This is a genomic window from Pseudobacteroides cellulosolvens ATCC 35603 = DSM 2933, from assembly GCF_001262605.1.
GTDB classification, from domain to species: Bacteria; Bacillota; Clostridia; order Acetivibrionales; family DSM-2933; genus Pseudobacteroides; species Pseudobacteroides cellulosolvens.
In genome coordinates, this window is record NZ_LGTC01000001.1 from 4,040,001 (window position 1) to 4,054,689 (window position 14,689).

18 protein-coding genes and 1 pseudogene are annotated in these 14,689 nt (G+C 34.5%); 15 read left to right on the forward strand and 4 right to left on the reverse strand.

What is annotated here, in order from left to right; all coding sequences use genetic code 11:
• Position 1 precedes the first annotated feature (1 nt).
• From Bccel_RS16445 to Bccel_RS16455, 3 genes are all read left to right on the forward strand, one after another.
• Positions 2-1,402 (forward strand): hypothetical protein, encoded by a 1,401-nt coding sequence (locus tag Bccel_RS16445; protein WP_036945531.1) that lies wholly within the window; start codon positions 2-4, stop codon positions 1,400-1,402.
• Between the two features lie 104 nt (positions 1,403-1,506).
• Positions 1,507-2,139, forward strand: coding sequence for a phosphoribosyltransferase (locus Bccel_RS16450; RefSeq protein WP_036945532.1), 633 nt, complete (start codon positions 1,507-1,509; stop codon positions 2,137-2,139).
• A gap of 3 nt (positions 2,140-2,142) precedes the next feature.
• Complete coding sequence (locus Bccel_RS16455) at positions 2,143-2,949, forward strand: Cof-type HAD-IIB family hydrolase (RefSeq protein WP_036945533.1); 807 nt, start codon at positions 2,143-2,145, stop codon at positions 2,947-2,949.
• Positions 2,950-3,105: 156 nt separating this feature from the next.
• On the opposite strand, the gene Bccel_RS32140 is transcribed toward Bccel_RS16455, so the two are convergent.
• A complete protein-coding gene (locus tag Bccel_RS32140; protein WP_160317739.1) occupies positions 3,106-4,317 on the reverse strand; it encodes an expansin EXLX1 family cellulose-binding protein in 1,212 nt (403 codons plus the stop codon).
• Between the two features lie 204 nt (positions 4,318-4,521).
• Here Bccel_RS32140 and Bccel_RS16465 point away from each other — a divergent pair, with 204 nt between their 5' ends.
• From Bccel_RS16465 to Bccel_RS32615, 7 genes and pseudogenes are all read left to right on the forward strand, one after another.
• The gene (locus tag Bccel_RS16465) at positions 4,522-5,835 is read left to right on the forward strand and encodes a dockerin type I domain-containing protein (RefSeq protein ID WP_036945534.1); all 1,314 of its coding nucleotides are present in this window, start codon (positions 4,522-4,524) and stop codon (positions 5,833-5,835) included.
• 427 nt (positions 5,836-6,262) lie between these two features.
• On the forward strand, positions 6,263-6,664 hold the full coding sequence (locus Bccel_RS16470; protein WP_036945535.1) for a hypothetical protein: 402 nt from the start codon (positions 6,263-6,265) through the stop codon (positions 6,662-6,664).
• A gap of 41 nt (positions 6,665-6,705) precedes the next feature.
• A complete protein-coding gene (locus Bccel_RS16475; RefSeq protein WP_036945536.1) occupies positions 6,706-6,885 on the forward strand; it encodes a hypothetical protein in 180 nt (59 codons plus the stop codon).
• A gap of 11 nt (positions 6,886-6,896) precedes the next feature.
• Positions 6,897-7,751, forward strand: coding sequence for a hypothetical protein (locus Bccel_RS16480; protein ID WP_036945537.1), 855 nt, complete (start codon positions 6,897-6,899; stop codon positions 7,749-7,751).
• Positions 7,752-7,961: 210 nt separating this feature from the next.
• On the forward strand, positions 7,962-8,399 hold the full coding sequence (locus Bccel_RS16485) for an IPT/TIG domain-containing protein (protein WP_036945538.1): 438 nt from the start codon (positions 7,962-7,964) through the stop codon (positions 8,397-8,399).
• Positions 8,400-9,272 carry a hypothetical protein gene (locus Bccel_RS16490; RefSeq protein ID WP_036945539.1) on the forward strand — a complete coding sequence of 291 codons (873 nt, stop codon included), beginning with the start codon at positions 8,400-8,402 and terminating at the stop codon, positions 9,270-9,272.
• A gap of 327 nt (positions 9,273-9,599) precedes the next feature.
• Positions 9,600-9,731: pseudogene (locus Bccel_RS32615) on the forward strand (cellulose binding domain-containing protein); the annotation flags it as partial.
• On the opposite strand, the gene Bccel_RS32620 reads toward Bccel_RS32615, so the two are convergent.
• From Bccel_RS32620 to Bccel_RS16505, 3 genes are all read right to left on the reverse strand, one after another.
• Entirely contained in the window at positions 9,704-9,865 is a 162-nt protein-coding gene (locus Bccel_RS32620; protein ID WP_409372139.1) for an acyl-CoA thioester hydrolase/BAAT C-terminal domain-containing protein, read from the reverse strand. The pseudogene Bccel_RS32615 and the gene Bccel_RS32620 overlap by 28 nt on opposite strands.
• 376 nt (positions 9,866-10,241) lie before the next feature.
• A complete protein-coding gene (locus Bccel_RS16500) occupies positions 10,242-10,919 on the reverse strand; it encodes a hypothetical protein (protein WP_050753556.1) in 678 nt (225 codons plus the stop codon).
• 15 nt (positions 10,920-10,934) lie between these two features.
• The gene (locus Bccel_RS16505) at positions 10,935-11,363 is read right to left on the reverse strand and encodes a hypothetical protein (RefSeq protein ID WP_152966034.1); all 429 of its coding nucleotides are present in this window, start codon (positions 11,361-11,363) and stop codon (positions 10,935-10,937) included.
• Between the two features lie 74 nt (positions 11,364-11,437).
• Here Bccel_RS16505 and Bccel_RS16510 point away from each other — a divergent pair, with 74 nt between their 5' ends.
• The 5 genes from Bccel_RS16510 to Bccel_RS16530 all read left to right on the forward strand — a co-directional run bounded on the left by Bccel_RS16510 (position 11,438) and on the right by Bccel_RS16530 (position 14,383).
• Complete coding sequence (locus Bccel_RS16510; protein ID WP_036945542.1) at positions 11,438-11,689, forward strand: tyrosine-type recombinase/integrase; 252 nt, start codon at positions 11,438-11,440, stop codon at positions 11,687-11,689.
• Positions 11,690-12,438: 749 nt separating this feature from the next.
• Positions 12,439-12,831, forward strand: a complete 393-nt coding sequence (locus tag Bccel_RS16515; protein WP_242857023.1) for a transposase — start codon at positions 12,439-12,441, stop codon at positions 12,829-12,831.
• Between the two features lie 116 nt (positions 12,832-12,947).
• Positions 12,948-13,358 carry a DUF6444 domain-containing protein gene (locus Bccel_RS16520; protein ID WP_050753558.1) on the forward strand — a complete coding sequence of 137 codons (411 nt, stop codon included), beginning with the start codon at positions 12,948-12,950 and terminating at the stop codon, positions 13,356-13,358.
• 16 nt (positions 13,359-13,374) lie between these two features.
• A complete protein-coding gene (locus Bccel_RS16525) occupies positions 13,375-13,782 on the forward strand; it encodes an IS66 family transposase (protein ID WP_160317740.1) in 408 nt (135 codons plus the stop codon).
• Positions 13,769-14,383: an IS66 family transposase gene (locus Bccel_RS16530; RefSeq protein WP_050753560.1), complete on the forward strand. Its 615-nt coding sequence runs from the start codon at positions 13,769-13,771 to the stop codon at positions 14,381-14,383. The genes Bccel_RS16525 and Bccel_RS16530 overlap by 14 nt, the downstream gene beginning before the upstream one ends.
• Positions 14,384-14,689 lie beyond the last annotated feature (306 nt).

Genomic DNA, 14,689 nt, shown 5'->3' on the forward strand with positions numbered 1-14,689 from the left:
TATGGAGGAAAAAATAATCAAGGCCTTTGATACCTTCGATATTAGTGAAACAGATAGGCTCCTTGAAGGTAATATAGAAATAAAGATAGATCCTGTTATATTAAAAAGAATAAAAATATCTACTTATGAAAAGGCAGGTATCAATAAGAAAAAAATCGTACCCAAAAAGAAGCTTCTATTAGCTGCAGCAGTATGTGCACTTCTTCTTACATGTATGTTTGCAATCGGTATAGGAAATGTTGCTGATGCGTTCACAAGGTTCTTTGGATTTGCTCCTGGTTATGGTATTCTCGAAAACAACCAGAGTATAGAATATATAATTGAGAGCCAGAACATAAAAGCAGAGGATGAAGAAGTAGCTATTACCATAAAAACTGCTGTAGCATCTAAAGATAATATAAGTGTTTATGTTGAACTGAAAAGAAAGAATTTTACTGAGGCTGATTTAATAAAACTAAAAAAGTTAGAAATGGATAATCTCAAAAAAGAAGAATCTTATAACTTGAAACCGTCCCTTATTTTGTATGCAGGTGATAAAGCTTATGCATCTGATTCAGGGATATATAGCAGTGGAGGTAAAGTTGATGATGCAAATGTCAGTTTCACTGTTGACCCTTCAGATATAAATACTGATATAACCTATAAAATAGTGTACAATAACAATAAAGCGATTCCAAGCTTTAAACTTAAAAAGATAAGTATCTTTAATACGTTAGATGAAATAGGATCTACACAAACCCATAACAATATTTCAATTACAGCTATAACAACTAAAAAAGACGGGCAGATTCAGGTGGACCTATACCCTATAAATAAAAGTAAATACAGAATAAAGTCATTTACAAAGGACCTATATAAAGGCTATGGAGATAGAGATCTCAAATTACAGACAAATAAAGAATTAAAAAGTTATTCTTCATCGGGCAATTGGTTAGGGTCAGCCTTTAGTATACCTTTCAACATTTTGCCAGATGAAAAAGCATTATTTATAAAAATTCCGTACTTAATTGTAACTACTAATGAGAGTAATATTATAAACATTAAAATTCCCGAACTTGGGAAGAAAATTTATTTAAATAAAGAAGTCAAATTCAGGGATTCAATAATGATTATAACTGATGTGGAGAAGATAAAAGAACAAAATCGTGAAAACGAGAATCTTAAGATAAATTTAAAATATAAAAACTTTGATAAAAACAAGATTATATTTAATGCCAGATTTGGAAAGCTAGATTTTTGGGGAAATCCTAAAGGTGGTGGATATTCTTTTACCAATTATGGCGATCATGTAAGTGCAATAAATCTGTATCTTGATAGAGATGATGGTGATAGTGTAAAACTTAAAATTGATCAGCCTGAATATTATCTCCTTAGCGAATACAATATAAAAATTAAGGAATGACAAACTTGCCTGATATATAGTATTATTTCCTATCGCATGCAGATAATAAATCATAGATTTATATGCTATAAAAAAATTCAACACTAAAGAAAAAGAGTGATACTATGTTTAATAATAGAAAGGATGCAGGAAAAAAGCTGGCTTTAAAATTGGAAAAATATAAGGATGATGATGTTATTGTTCTGGCAGTTCCAAGAGGTGGTATCGTAATTGCTCTGGATACCATTAAAAAATACGGCTTTAAATGGGACCTTGCAATATCAAGAAAAATAGGGGCTCCAAGCAATAAGGAAATGGCAATTGGTGCAGTTTCAGCTGATGGAAGCTATTTTGTCAACAAAGAGTATGTTGATATTTTTGATGTGTCAAAAAATTATATAGATGGGGAAATCGCTCAAGAAACAAATGAAATTAAAAGAAGAATGAAGGAATACAGAGGAGACGATTCCTTACCCGATGTAAAAAATAAAACAGTAATTATTATGGATGATGGTATTGCTACGGGATATACAATACTGGCTACTGTGAAATCAGTTAAAAAACAAGGTGCAGTAAAAACAGTTCTGGCTGTGCCCGTCGGCCCTAATGAAACTATCGAGGAACTTCAAAGTATCTTTGATGATGTTATATGCCTTGAGGTACCTAAAGGCTTTATTTCGGTTGGGATGTATTATATGAATTTTGACCAGGTTTCAGACGAAGAAGTATTTAAGATTATGAAGGAGCTGAGGAGCTAAAATATGAACTATAAGCTGGTTGCAGTTGATTTGGACGGGACACTGCTTACACCTGAGCTTGATATATCAGATGAAACTATTGATGCCATAAGAAAAGTTACGCATAAAAATGTTATGGTAACATTGTCTACGGGCAGAATGTTCCTTGCCGCAATTCCACTTGCACATGAGCTTGAACTCGATGTTCCGATTATAACGTGTAATGGAGCATTAACAAAGTGCTCCAGGACCGGCAAGGTATTTGATAAAAAGATCATACCCAAACAGCATTACTCCCAAATCATAAAATATTGCCAAAATAATGGATTATCCACAAGTGTCTATAGTGATGATGAGATATTTACTCATGAAAACAGTGCAAATATGGATATACATAGAGAAATGGATATAGCTAAACCTCGGATTATAAGCGATATGGAATCTTTGAATGGTGAGTCAGTGATAAAAATATTATTTAATTGCAATAAGAAATCCAAGCTTAATCATCATTCGGAAGAGTTGTACAATGCTTTTAAAAATAAGCTTACTTTCTATTTCTCCCTGCCATATTTTGTTGAAATAGTGAATAAAGATGCCAATAAACGTACCGCTCTAGAAAACCTTTGTGCTAAGTTGAATATTTCCAGGAAAGAAATCATAGCAATTGGCGATAATTTCAATGACCTGGAAATGATCCGTTTTGCCGGCTTAGGAGTAGCAATGGGTAATGCACCTGATTATTTAAAACAAGAAGCGGATTTTGTTACACACTCAAATGATGAAGATGGAGTACGATATGTTTTGGAAAAGTTTGTTCTAAAAAACAACTAAATAAATATATTTAGGGCCATTATTGGATATCAGAGAGAACTGTACCGATTCCGACCTTTTCCAAGATTTTATGGACGTATAATATTACCAGTACAAAAAATATCAGTGCGATAATTAAGGAAAATATTTTACAAAAATTAAAAACTAAAAATACAGCTAATCAGGAAACTGTGTATTTCCAGGTATTATAAAGTTCCCTTCTGTTCCTTCCTCAGGAAGGGAATTGATAGTATCCAGAACAGTATATCCCCGAATATCGGTTATCCTAATTTTAGGAATTGTTGTCCCCATATTGGTGGCTATAAAATGATTCCATGGTGTCTTTTCCATGTTAATCCAGTTTCCATCCTGATAGTATTCCATTTTCAGTACAGGGTAAATGTGATTTCTTACTTGAATCGCAGCCCAGTGTGGACTGCTGCCCTCCTTGATATGGTAAGAAAAGTTGCCCGTAATGGGTGCTTTTATTATATGCCACTTGATATCTATTTTACCATCAGCCATATTTCCAATTTTTCCAAAAGAAATAGGACTAAGGTCACATGCTCCGTCAGCACCTTCAGGATACAAATCAACTACATAGACAATGGTGCTTCCTTTAGGTCCTGTTACTTCCAGATATGCCCCCGCCAGGGCTGATTTAACACCATAACTGTTATAATCGGTAGGATTTAATGCAGTAATCTCCATATCAGAAGGTATTGGATCCAAATTGGCACAACCTCCGGTATACCCTGAACCGGTGAAGGTAGCATAACTTGAATGTTCCCTCTCCCAATAGGGATAAGGATTTTCAGTTTCAGGTATGGTAACTGTTTTTATTTCAACTTCCGGATAGTCAGCAGGTGTTTTATTGAAGTGTGCCGCCATAATTATCAAATCAGACATATTTATGATACCATCTTTATTAAGATCATAGTGTTCCACAAAGCTCTTATCGGTTTTTATAGAATTAAAGGACAATGCAAGCAGAAGTACATCGGCCATATTAATAGACCCATCCTGCTGCAAGTCCCCTGCCCAAATCAGTATTTTTGAACTTTCAGTACCTATTTGTACATTACCCTTTATCGGTACATTTTTAATCTCCCTATGTAAGTAACCCTTCTTACTTATCTTAATGGTGCAAAAAGTGTTTTCAGGTATATTGGAAATTTTAAAATACCCTTTTGCATCTGTAATTGAATTATCTATGCCGGATACTTCTACAGCAATTCCTTCATTCGATTTGGAATTTGCATCAGCTGACAAGTAGCCTGATATAGAGTATTTTGTGCCTTCAATTGCGTATACTTTCGGTACTTTGACTTGGAATGCAAGTATTATTGGAATCAATATTGCAATGGTCATTAACCTTTTTCCCCTCATTTCAATTCCCCCCCTACCTTCATCACTATCGCCAATATCTAATATATATAATATTTTATTATATTAAAAGGAAATAGTAAAACCATAATTTGGGGACATGCTTGATTATTCTGCAAAACATTTATATAATATAATCATCATCTGTAAACCAATATTAACATTTAATCTAAATAAAGATTTACACACAGAAAAGAGGTCTGGATTATGAGTCTAAAAATCATATTTAAAAAAATCGTTACTCTTTTATCTATTACTATGATGTTATCAATACCTGTCTATGTTCTAGGTGAAGATAATACATCAACAGCTAAAATTACAACTGTAATCACATGGACAAACCCAACCGATAAGCCATTTGGACCTACACTAGGCGGACCTCATGAACTTTCAATATCGTTGACGGATGCTAATGGAAATCCCCTGACTGACAAAAGCATATCGTGGGAAACATTCGGAGCCAATCTATCTCAAAAAACGACCTTAACTGATCAAAATGGAGTTTCAAAAAATAATCTTTTCCTATACCATAGAGACGTAAGTGAGACCTATACTCTCAGCATATCCATTAGATTTGAGGGGGATGATATTTATGGAAGGTCAAGTTATGACATCAAATTAAAGTGTTATGACATTGGGCCTCCAACACCTACCCCAATGCCAAAACCTTCTGCCAAAATTACTCCAGGTCCTGAGATACTTGATAATATTCATTCAATTTTAGGTTTTGTATCTTTTGAAGAGGGTAACGGTAAAGGCTCAATTTCGCTCTCCGACTTTGACGTTAACATACTCGGTACAAGCAACAGCACTAAAACTCAAGAGAATGGTTATTTCTGTTTGGATGATGTTTATACAGCCGGACTACTCCGAATCAGCAAGCCAGGTTTTATTTCAAGGGAAGTCCAGCTTGAGAACTTTTTGTCTAGGGAATCTATCCCAAAAGATTTCCCGAGCAGAGGTAGAAGTGTTAAGCTCTTTGCCGGGGACATAAATCAGGATAATACCATAAATATGAATGATATAATTGAGTTAGCTAAATGTTTTGGCTCTAGTAATGAAAATGATTTATATAATGAAGTATGTGATTTTAATAAAGATCAAGTTGTCAATTTTTCCGATGTAATAATAGTCGCTAAAAATTTCAACAAAACCTCGTCAGATTACATGAATCTTAGCCCAAATTTTTCAGATAGCTATTATTGGCTTGATTTCAGATATGAACCTGTAAAAATTAATCCTGAAAGTGTTACTCTTAAAGCTTACATATATCAAAACAAGGGAATTAATGCAGTTGCCCCTGTATGGATTGAATATTGGAATGCATCAGACTATAAAGTTGTTATGACAAGCTCAGACATGCTTTTTAGCTCTTCTGATTATATTGAACGGACATTAACAGGTCTAAAACCTGGAACAACTTACTGGTATCAGGTTAGATCTGTTGTAACAAGTGGAATATCCAGTTTCACTACTATGTCAAGTGATTTTCAATCGGAGGAAGCCAATTTTAAATACTGACCTGTTAATTTACTAAAGTTAATTCATAAACCAATAAAAGTAAGATATGAGACCTTTTTTAGGCCATGCCTCCAAAAAATCCTATTGAGCTTATCTAAAGGCTAATTTTACAATTTAATGAGTAACTGTAACAGGAGAAATTATTGACAGCAACAATAAAGAAAATGTAAATATAATTATGAAAAGTGTTTCAAAAGATTTAATAACTGATGCAGAGAATGCATTAATACCAAGTTAAAGGATTGTAGCATCCAGCAATTCTAAATTAAAAATTGATGGATATAAGTGGTTTCAAATAACTGATGGCAAATTTACAGTTGTTATTGACACTTCAATAATGAAAAGCGGAACATATACTTTGGTTGCTGAGATGTAGCGTCAAGTAATGTGTAGCATCGATGGATAAATATTCAATGAAAACGGCACATTGAATGCGTCTATTGATGTTACTCCAGATCCGTCTACAGTTGAGGATTATTATGAATACTCCAGTGAAGAGTATAAGGTTGGCAATAATGTAGTTATATACGAGTTTCTAAACAATGAAATGAAAAAAGTTACAAACTTAGCTGCATCAGTATCCTCCTATGGTACAGAATTATTTGAAAAAGCTGATGTTTTCAACACCTTTATTATTAAGCTAATGAATAGAGGTACAGATGATAAGCTTAACTACATATGGAACAAATTGCCTAAAAGCTTTTCAAACGATATTTCCGATCCAGATAAGGACAAATTCGAAATTGTATCTAAATCATTAAATACTTACATAATAAAAATCCTGACTTTTATAGCAGTACCATATTCAAACCAAGCGATCCCCAAATAACACAAGCCATAAACGCACTTTCAGGAAGAAGAAGCCCGGGTGTGGATTCAGTTGAAAACCGCAAGCTGAACAGGTTACTCCTTGAAGCATATTTTCCTCAAGACTTTTCAACAAACATCAAATGCAGCATTAACCTAAATTTCAAAAATACAACAAAAACAGCGGATGGCTATATGATGATTGCTATGTCGAAGGAGAAAACAAAGGCACTAGATATGTAAATCTCGGTAGTTTGACTGAAACAACTTTAAACGGATATACCCTGTATACAAAAGCAGCAGATAATGGAAGTATATCTTTAAAGCCTGTAGAACTTAGAATTCGTATTGTACCATATAAATTTATCGATCCTTCAAAAGGGTTTATTTATAATTATGGTATAGATTTATGGCCTCATGATTTTGATATTGAAAAAGAAGAATACAATATCGAGCTTGGTCCCATTTCTGATGAAGTGATCGTAAAGCTTGAGAAAAGGGATGCCTTTATGAATTGCTCTTTTTCAATGACAGTGCCACCAGGAGGTTTCATGGTACCTGTTGAAGAATCGGCTGATATTACAATGCAGATTTCATTAGTTTATGATGTGACACTAAATGCTGAAGTAGATAGTGTTACTTCAAGAACAGTTACTGAAAATGGAGTATCCGCTGAAATGGAAAATGTTTCAGTATTATTTGAAAATAGTAAGGTTCAAATTCCAAAGGGTAGTTCAATTAGTTTTCCTTTCAAAATCATTGCAAATATTGATGCTAATGAAGTTTCTTCCTATAAAATAGGCTTTGTGAAATTAAGATTGACTAATGCAAATAATCCTGATGATTTCAGAATTGTATCAGTACCATACAATTTTACAATTTTACTGCCAAAAATTAACAATGTATATCCGGAAATTATTAATAGTACCACTGGTGGAATTATTGATATCTATCGAGAAAAATTTGTAAAGGGAGCAAAGGTATATCTAGGAACTACTCAACTGGCTATAATAGAAAACGAAAGCGGTATTGGCAGAATAGCAATAAGAGTTCCAGAAAACTTTAATCAAGGTCAATATGATCTAAAAGTTGAAGGTCCAGGAACTTAAACTACGGTTATATGGAAAAATAAAACAAATATTGTAACCCCTCATTACCAATGGATTTCAATAAGAGATACCGGAAAAATAAAAAGTGGAACATCCGGCAAATTCTATGTTTCATTTGACTCAAAAACAGGATATTTAGGAAAAGCATCTATACGAGTAAAAAGTATCCCCGCAGGTTGGGGCTTTATAACAAGCAAAACCACAATAGATATGAATGAAATAATTGAAATAACTGTTACAGTCCCTGCAGGTGAACCAGCAGGTAAAAATGAAATAGTTCTTGAAGGAACCGATTCTTCAAATAGCGGTTTTTCTGTTGTAGGCAAATTTAATGTAGAAGTTACCACCACATCTTTAGCTCCAGTAATCTCACACATATCAAAAAATAAAGGGTATGCTGGAGTTGAAATTACTATCTGCGGTGAAGGCATTGAAACAACATCTGTTGCAGAAATTGTTTCAAAGGCAGGAGCTGCAGCAATGCTTGAAATTCTTCCATCAGACAGCAACTATTTAAGGGTACGCATACCTTCATCAGCAATATCAGGTAATCTGCGTATTAATAATTTGGGTATATATTCAAATACCCTTCCATTTACAGTTGTACCAACAGGAATTATAACCAATTTCAACGAATCTGCTATTTAAATGGTATTGGTTCCTGGTGAGTCAAGAACTGTTAATTTTAAAAACAACAGTTATCCAATTAGTGTATCATCTGGAATGTATATAAAATCTGAACCTGATGATACAACAGGAAATATTAAGTTTTCAGTTCCCAATAATACATTGCCCGGCACTTATGATGCAAATGTAAATATAAAATATCCAAATGCAATAGTACAAACTCCAGTAATAATATATGTCATAAATGAAGGCAAATCTAGCGAAGAATTGTCCAGACAGGTTATACTGGAAGGTAGAAATTTATCTATAAAAATTAAAGGAAACAACATTAGTGCACTAAGTTTGGCAAGTCTTACAATAGATGGGACACCTCTTAGTGTTATTCCTCAAAGTACTCCAAATGGATGGCTTATTGATATTGGAATGGTAAATGACGGATCTATTATCTCCTACAAATTCAACCATACTGCATATGGTAACACTTATTTAACTCCTGAATATGACTATGTTGTAAATTATACCAATAAAAACAGCGATTCAGATATCTATGAAGTATGTCTTCTGGAAAACACAAGCGGTGATGTTACTTTAAGACTTGTGCCTAAAGCTCAATTTAACCCATCTCAAATAGCTGTCACTTATAAGATAAACAATGGTGCAGACGCAACAGTAACTATGACAAAGATGGGCTCAAACTGGGAAATATCACTGGGTAAACTAAATGATGATACTTATGTAAGCGGCCATTTTGTATATGGCAAAGGCACAGTAAGCATAACGTCTCCAAAATTCCTGCTGCATTATGACAGCACCTATCCATCAAATATAACAATACCGTGGACCATTGAAAGAAATGTTGATGGTGATGCAATAATTAGAATACCTTCTTCATGAATCATACTTGATGGAAATCCTATAACGCCCGAATCTTTAATAGCATCAGTCAGAATTGGCACAAGTGATACAATGAATATTAATTTTATACTCACAAGCTGAGTATATTCGGCTAATTTAGGAAGCATCAGCAATGGAACACAAGTAACCCCAACATTTACACTTCTGGTGGATGGTAAAAAATACAAAAATACACAAAAATGGTGCAATAAAGCTGGAATGGAAAGCAGCCGCCAATCAAGGGGAGTAGTTCCAATGTCAAGACTATATGCAACAAGAGTAGAGATACCTTCAGGCGATGATTATGACGAAGATGCACCAAAGGGTATGCCTAAAGTTCAGTATACAAATGAGGTCAACGAACTTACAACAAATCACCTAAAACCTGTCTTTAGAATTTTTAATACTTCATCAAAAAGCATTCCACTATCTTATATTAAGTCCAAATATTGGTATACATTTGAAGCAGACACGATACCTACAACGACTTTCACCTTATGTATGCAACTGGCTATAAGAAGAGTAGCTTCTCCCCCCTTAGTGCACCCAATTAACCCGACCACTTTGTTGTCAATGCCAAGCTGCTTTAACACCCAATTTATTGCTTGTTGAAGTATTCTATGTGAATTTGCTCCAGAGTGCCAGGGAGGCCTTCAAGCAGAAGTATGCAAGAGATAGAAGTGCATACCCTTTTTCAAGTAAATATCCCTTTACACATTTTCAACACCCCTTTAAAAGCTTAATATTCTAGCGTCTTTATATTCAATTATGTCATATTTTATGCAAATATTAACCTCAAAAACAACTAATTTACCTTAAAAATCATATTTAATGCAGTCAACCTTACTATAAGTAAAGGCGGAATGTTATGCCCTGTCAAACTTGTTCATGCATGCTCAAACCTTATACATATCCATTTGCATCGGATCCGTATAATTTTATTAATCAACAATTCAAGTGTGCTTATAATTATTTTTCTAATTCATATACAATCTCATATCTTGGCATTTGGAGCATATCAAATCCTACCACTACTAATTTCCCAATGTTTTTTAATATTTCTTTTATACTTTCAACCAAGATGCCATTTTCATAAACCGGGACTTTCTCAATTTTGATAGATTCCAGCTCTTGAATACCATCTTCTTTAGAGGTCCAGTTGCCCATTGACTGATTGGTCGTATTGTACCAATGTCTTAGTTTAGGTATTATATCCATAACATCCAAAACAGATGTTTTTTTCGAGTAGGCCACTGCAAAAACGCCAGATGTTAAATTATCAAAGTCAGGAGCTGTTTTATATATGCGGATAGAATTAACGAATTTTGAATTTAGAATTAAATCAAAATTACTTTTTTTCAAATCCGATACTTTTAATGTTCCTAAATCAATGATGCTATCCTTTGGATCTCCCCATAATTTTTTTTGCTTTTCTCCTGATAGAGCTCCAATTTTTTCAAATGTACGATATTCATTGGCTCCGTCTATAGTCGCATGTTCTCCATTGGGATAATAGCTGAATGCTCCTTCTTTGGGAATGTAGAATTTTTCAAATTTAAGGGTAATGTAGCGTTCTATCAATTTCCTTGTTTTTTCTTTGTTTTCCTGGGAGACTTCATTCCAGAGATACTTAAAAAGAGCACTCATAGATTTGGATGTTTCTTAATTCCACTCGTGCCATTCGTCAAGTTCATCGTCTTCAGGAAGATTATTAATTAACTCATCAAACTCTTCAAGCATTGAGTCGGCAAGTTTATCCTTATACCTTAATTTATATGAATCATAAATATCTTTGCCATCATAATTTACAAATGTCTCTAAAATTGATTTTGTGTTACTTACATCCTTTTTTCTAAGTTTACCGCTTTTTGACTTTGGACCCCAAAGTCCTGTATCAGGATCCTGATTTTCATAAAACCACTTCAGTAACGCTTCTTTAATTTCAGGTGAAATATTATGTAAGTTATGTTTCTCAATAACACTATCTTCGAAATATAAACTCAAAACATCCCTTGTATTATGAAAAGTTGTTTGAGGTAATTTTGAAGCTATCCATCCCACTGTAGACACATCTTCCAAATAAGCTTTCATTTTTTCCGGAGTATTAATTTCATCAAGGTATTTCAAAGGATATTTTAGTTTTATGGGTTTACCTAAACCCTACGATGCCTAAAAAGGTTCATCCTCACATGTTCAGGAGAACAAGGGCAACCAATTTGTATCAAAATGGAGTTGAACTTGAACTGGTATCAAGAATCCTTGGACATGCATCAACACAGACTACGCGTATATATGCTACACCATCTATAGAAATGATGAAGGAGGCTATGGGTGCGAGTGTTAATGGCATACCAGAAGAGCAACCTTTGTGGCTGAAAGATGAGGAAGAATTGGCTCGTCTTTGTGGATTAAGATAAAATATTATCCTTATCTTTTTAGCAAGAAATCCTTGGTTTTCAACCTTTCACTAAAAAGATGAGGATAATAAAAAGATAAGCATACCGACTTGCATCGTGGAATCGATGGCCTCGCTGGAATTGTCCAAAATGAATTCCGGTTGGATCCTTTTTAAAAAATCCTATTTCTTTTCTGCGGAAGGAAAACCGTTAAACAACTAGAAGATATAAGATATAAGATTGACATACTTGTACAATAATTCAGAAGAAAGAATACCTTTGCGAGCATTTGTACAATCAATAAAACCCCATAAAAAATAACAGATCCCTTGCTAACAACTCTAATATCTGATTGTGACACTTCAGCATTGCTTCACTATAGTCATTACACCGTAGGATCCTTTTAAAAATGGACTATAGTGAAGGCAATGCGAATTGTGCACAACCAGGTGTCGTGTAACTGGCAAATCTCCACCGCGGCGCAGCACCGAGGTATAAAGGCCAAGGAATCTGTTAATCTTTATTAACTTGAATTTAGTATAACAAACGCTACATCTAAATTCAACTAATATTTTTTCTGAGTAAAGGGGCTGTTGCACTAAAAAATTAGTGTATCAGCCCTTTTTACTTGCAAAAAAGCAATTGCCAGACTATTCAAAGTCCGGCAAAAGGTGTAGAATATTTTTATGCTAGTATAAAATTTAACACATAAAGATTATACTACGCACGGTGGTTTCTATCAATTAAAATTGCCGTTAAATGTTGAATGTATGATTCCGAATGATGATTCTGTAAGGTTGCTGGGTCAAATTGTAGAGGAGATGAATTTATCAGAATTATATAAGACTTATTCCCGTTTAAGGAAAAAACAAGCAACCCCAACACAGATGCTGAAGATCATGCCATATGCTTATATGAATAATAATTATTCTACAAGGAAAATCGAAAGAGCCTGCAAGCGGGACATTAATTATATGTACCTTCTTGAAGGCTCGCCTGCTCCGGATTATACAACAATTGCAAGATTCAGAAGTATTGATTTTGCACCTGTTTCAGAAAATCTTTTGGCACAGTTTACGCAGGTGCTTGCTGAAAACAAAGAAATTTCAATGAAAAATCTATTTATTGATGGGACAAAGCTTGAAGCTGCATCAAATAAATAGTTTCTACTCAGGCATTGACATAGATGCAAAAATAAACTGTTGGTAATATTTTATCAATGAAAAACCACTAATTCAAGCAATATAATAGTATCAAAGATTGAATGGTGGTGTAGGAATTGGATGAAACAACAATAATAAAAACTTATAATGACGGGATAAATGCTGTAGTATCGCTAGTTAAAGATTTAAACGGACAAGTATCAAGCTTAGCTGGTCAGGTAAATGCTCTCAATAATAGGATTGCAGAGCTTGAAGCTCGTCTTAATAAGAACAGTGGTAATAGCAATAAGCCCCCATCTTCTGATGGACTTAAGAAGCCAAAGAACATGAGGGAGAAAACTGGTAAACCAACAGGCGGTCAACAAGGACATGAAGGCAAAACACTAAATAAGGTTGAAAATCCGGATAAAACTGTAGATTTGAAACCTACACAATGCGAATGTGGATGCTGTCTATCAAGTGTTGATGGAGTTACCCGCACTAGACAGGTAATTGAACTGCCTACTATTAAAGGTATTCACTACTGAATATAGGACTCACGAATTGGTATGCCCAGCGTGTACTAAGGTACACAAAACAGAATTTCCTGAGGATGTAAAGCAACCAGTGCAGTATGGTGAGAATATACAGGCTCTTATGTCGTACCTGACAAACTATCAGTTAATACCACTTGAGAGAACAGCTGAAATTTTAAGTGATATTATAGGACAAAATGTCAGTGAAGGAACACTTGTTAATGTAAATAGTAGACTCTACAAAAAGCTTGAAGAAGTTGAGACTTCTACAAAGCAACAGCTTATAGCTTCTTCAGTTGTGCATTTTGATGAGACAGGTATGCGTAGTGGCGGTAAAACTCAGTGGCTTCATAATGCTTCTACAGACAAACTTACACATTATGAAGTTCATGAAAAAAGAGGTGCTCAGGCAGCTAACGATATTGGCATACTCTGATTTTAAAGGAACAGCGTGTCATGACCACTGGATACCCTATTACACATTTGGTGATTGCAGCCATTCGGAATGTAACTCTCATAACTTGAGAAATCTCAAGGGCATAAATGAGGATTACAATCATGAATGGGCAAAGAACATGTCTAGTCTTCTGATAGAAATTAAACAGAGGGTTGATACTTTGAGGTCTGAAGGTCGAGCAGAAATGGACTTCAATGAGACTGCAAAGTATAATGCCATTTATAAAGATATTATATCCAAAGGCAAGTTGGAGTGTCCGATACCAGTGGCTGAAAAGACAGGCAGGCCAAAGAAAAATGCTGCACATAGGTTGCTGGCGAGGCTTCAAAAATATGATGTTGAGACGCTTTCATTCATGTATGACTTTAACATACCCTTTGATAATAACTTGGCCGAACGAGACATACGAATGGTAAAGCTGAGACAAAAGATCTCAGGTTGCTTCCGTGGAAAAGAAGGTCCCATTGTATTTTGCAGGATTAGGAGTTATATTTCTACCTGCAGGAAGAATGGTCAAAAGGTTATGGAAAGTCTGGTGAAAGCGATAAAAGGTGAACCGTTTATACCTCAGACACTTTAGCAATTATTAAATTGTAAGATATGGGGATGCCACTACGGTATCCCTTTATTTGAGCTATCTTTAGGCATGGGGTCAAAGACCATGTCTAGATATTAACACAGGCACTCCCGGTGTGAGAATGCCTGAGCAGTAACAAAAAATTTATGTTAAAGGCCATGAGCTTTATTTACTATACCCTTTTTTAAAATTAAGAAAAAGAAAGTAGTGTTTTGAAATAAAATATTTTGCTAATTTTGAGATGGGCTTTGCAATATGATTTTTAATCGCTATTGCAACAGCCCCTTTCTCACGACAACGATCAAGGTT

Coding starts and splice junctions, on each gene's coding strand:
- Bccel_RS16500 (WP_050753556.1), bottom strand. CDS start 10,919: ATGAGTGCTCTTTTTAAGTATCTCTGGAATGAAGTCTCCCAGGAAAAC.
- Bccel_RS16450 (WP_036945532.1), top strand. CDS start 1,507: ATGTTTAATAATAGAAAGGATGCAGGAAAAAAGCTGGCTTTAAAATTG.
- Bccel_RS16445 (WP_036945531.1), top strand. CDS start 2: ATGGAGGAAAAAATAATCAAGGCCTTTGATACCTTCGATATTAGTGAA.
- Bccel_RS16490 (WP_036945539.1), top strand. CDS start 8,400: ATGGTATTGGTTCCTGGTGAGTCAAGAACTGTTAATTTTAAAAACAAC.
- Bccel_RS16465 (WP_036945534.1), top strand. CDS start 4,522: ATGAGTCTAAAAATCATATTTAAAAAAATCGTTACTCTTTTATCTATT.
- Bccel_RS16515 (WP_242857023.1), top strand. CDS start 12,439: ATGATTCCGAATGATGATTCTGTAAGGTTGCTGGGTCAAATTGTAGAG.
- Bccel_RS32140 (WP_160317739.1), bottom strand. CDS start 4,317: ATGAGGGGAAAAAGGTTAATGACCATTGCAATATTGATTCCAATAATA.
- Bccel_RS16510 (WP_036945542.1), top strand. CDS start 11,438: ATGCCTAAAAAGGTTCATCCTCACATGTTCAGGAGAACAAGGGCAACC.
- Bccel_RS16455 (WP_036945533.1), top strand. CDS start 2,143: ATGAACTATAAGCTGGTTGCAGTTGATTTGGACGGGACACTGCTTACA.
- Bccel_RS16505 (WP_152966034.1), bottom strand. CDS start 11,363: ATGAAAGCTTATTTGGAAGATGTGTCTACAGTGGGATGGATAGCTTCA.
- Bccel_RS16485 (WP_036945538.1), top strand. CDS start 7,962: ATGAATGAAATAATTGAAATAACTGTTACAGTCCCTGCAGGTGAACCA.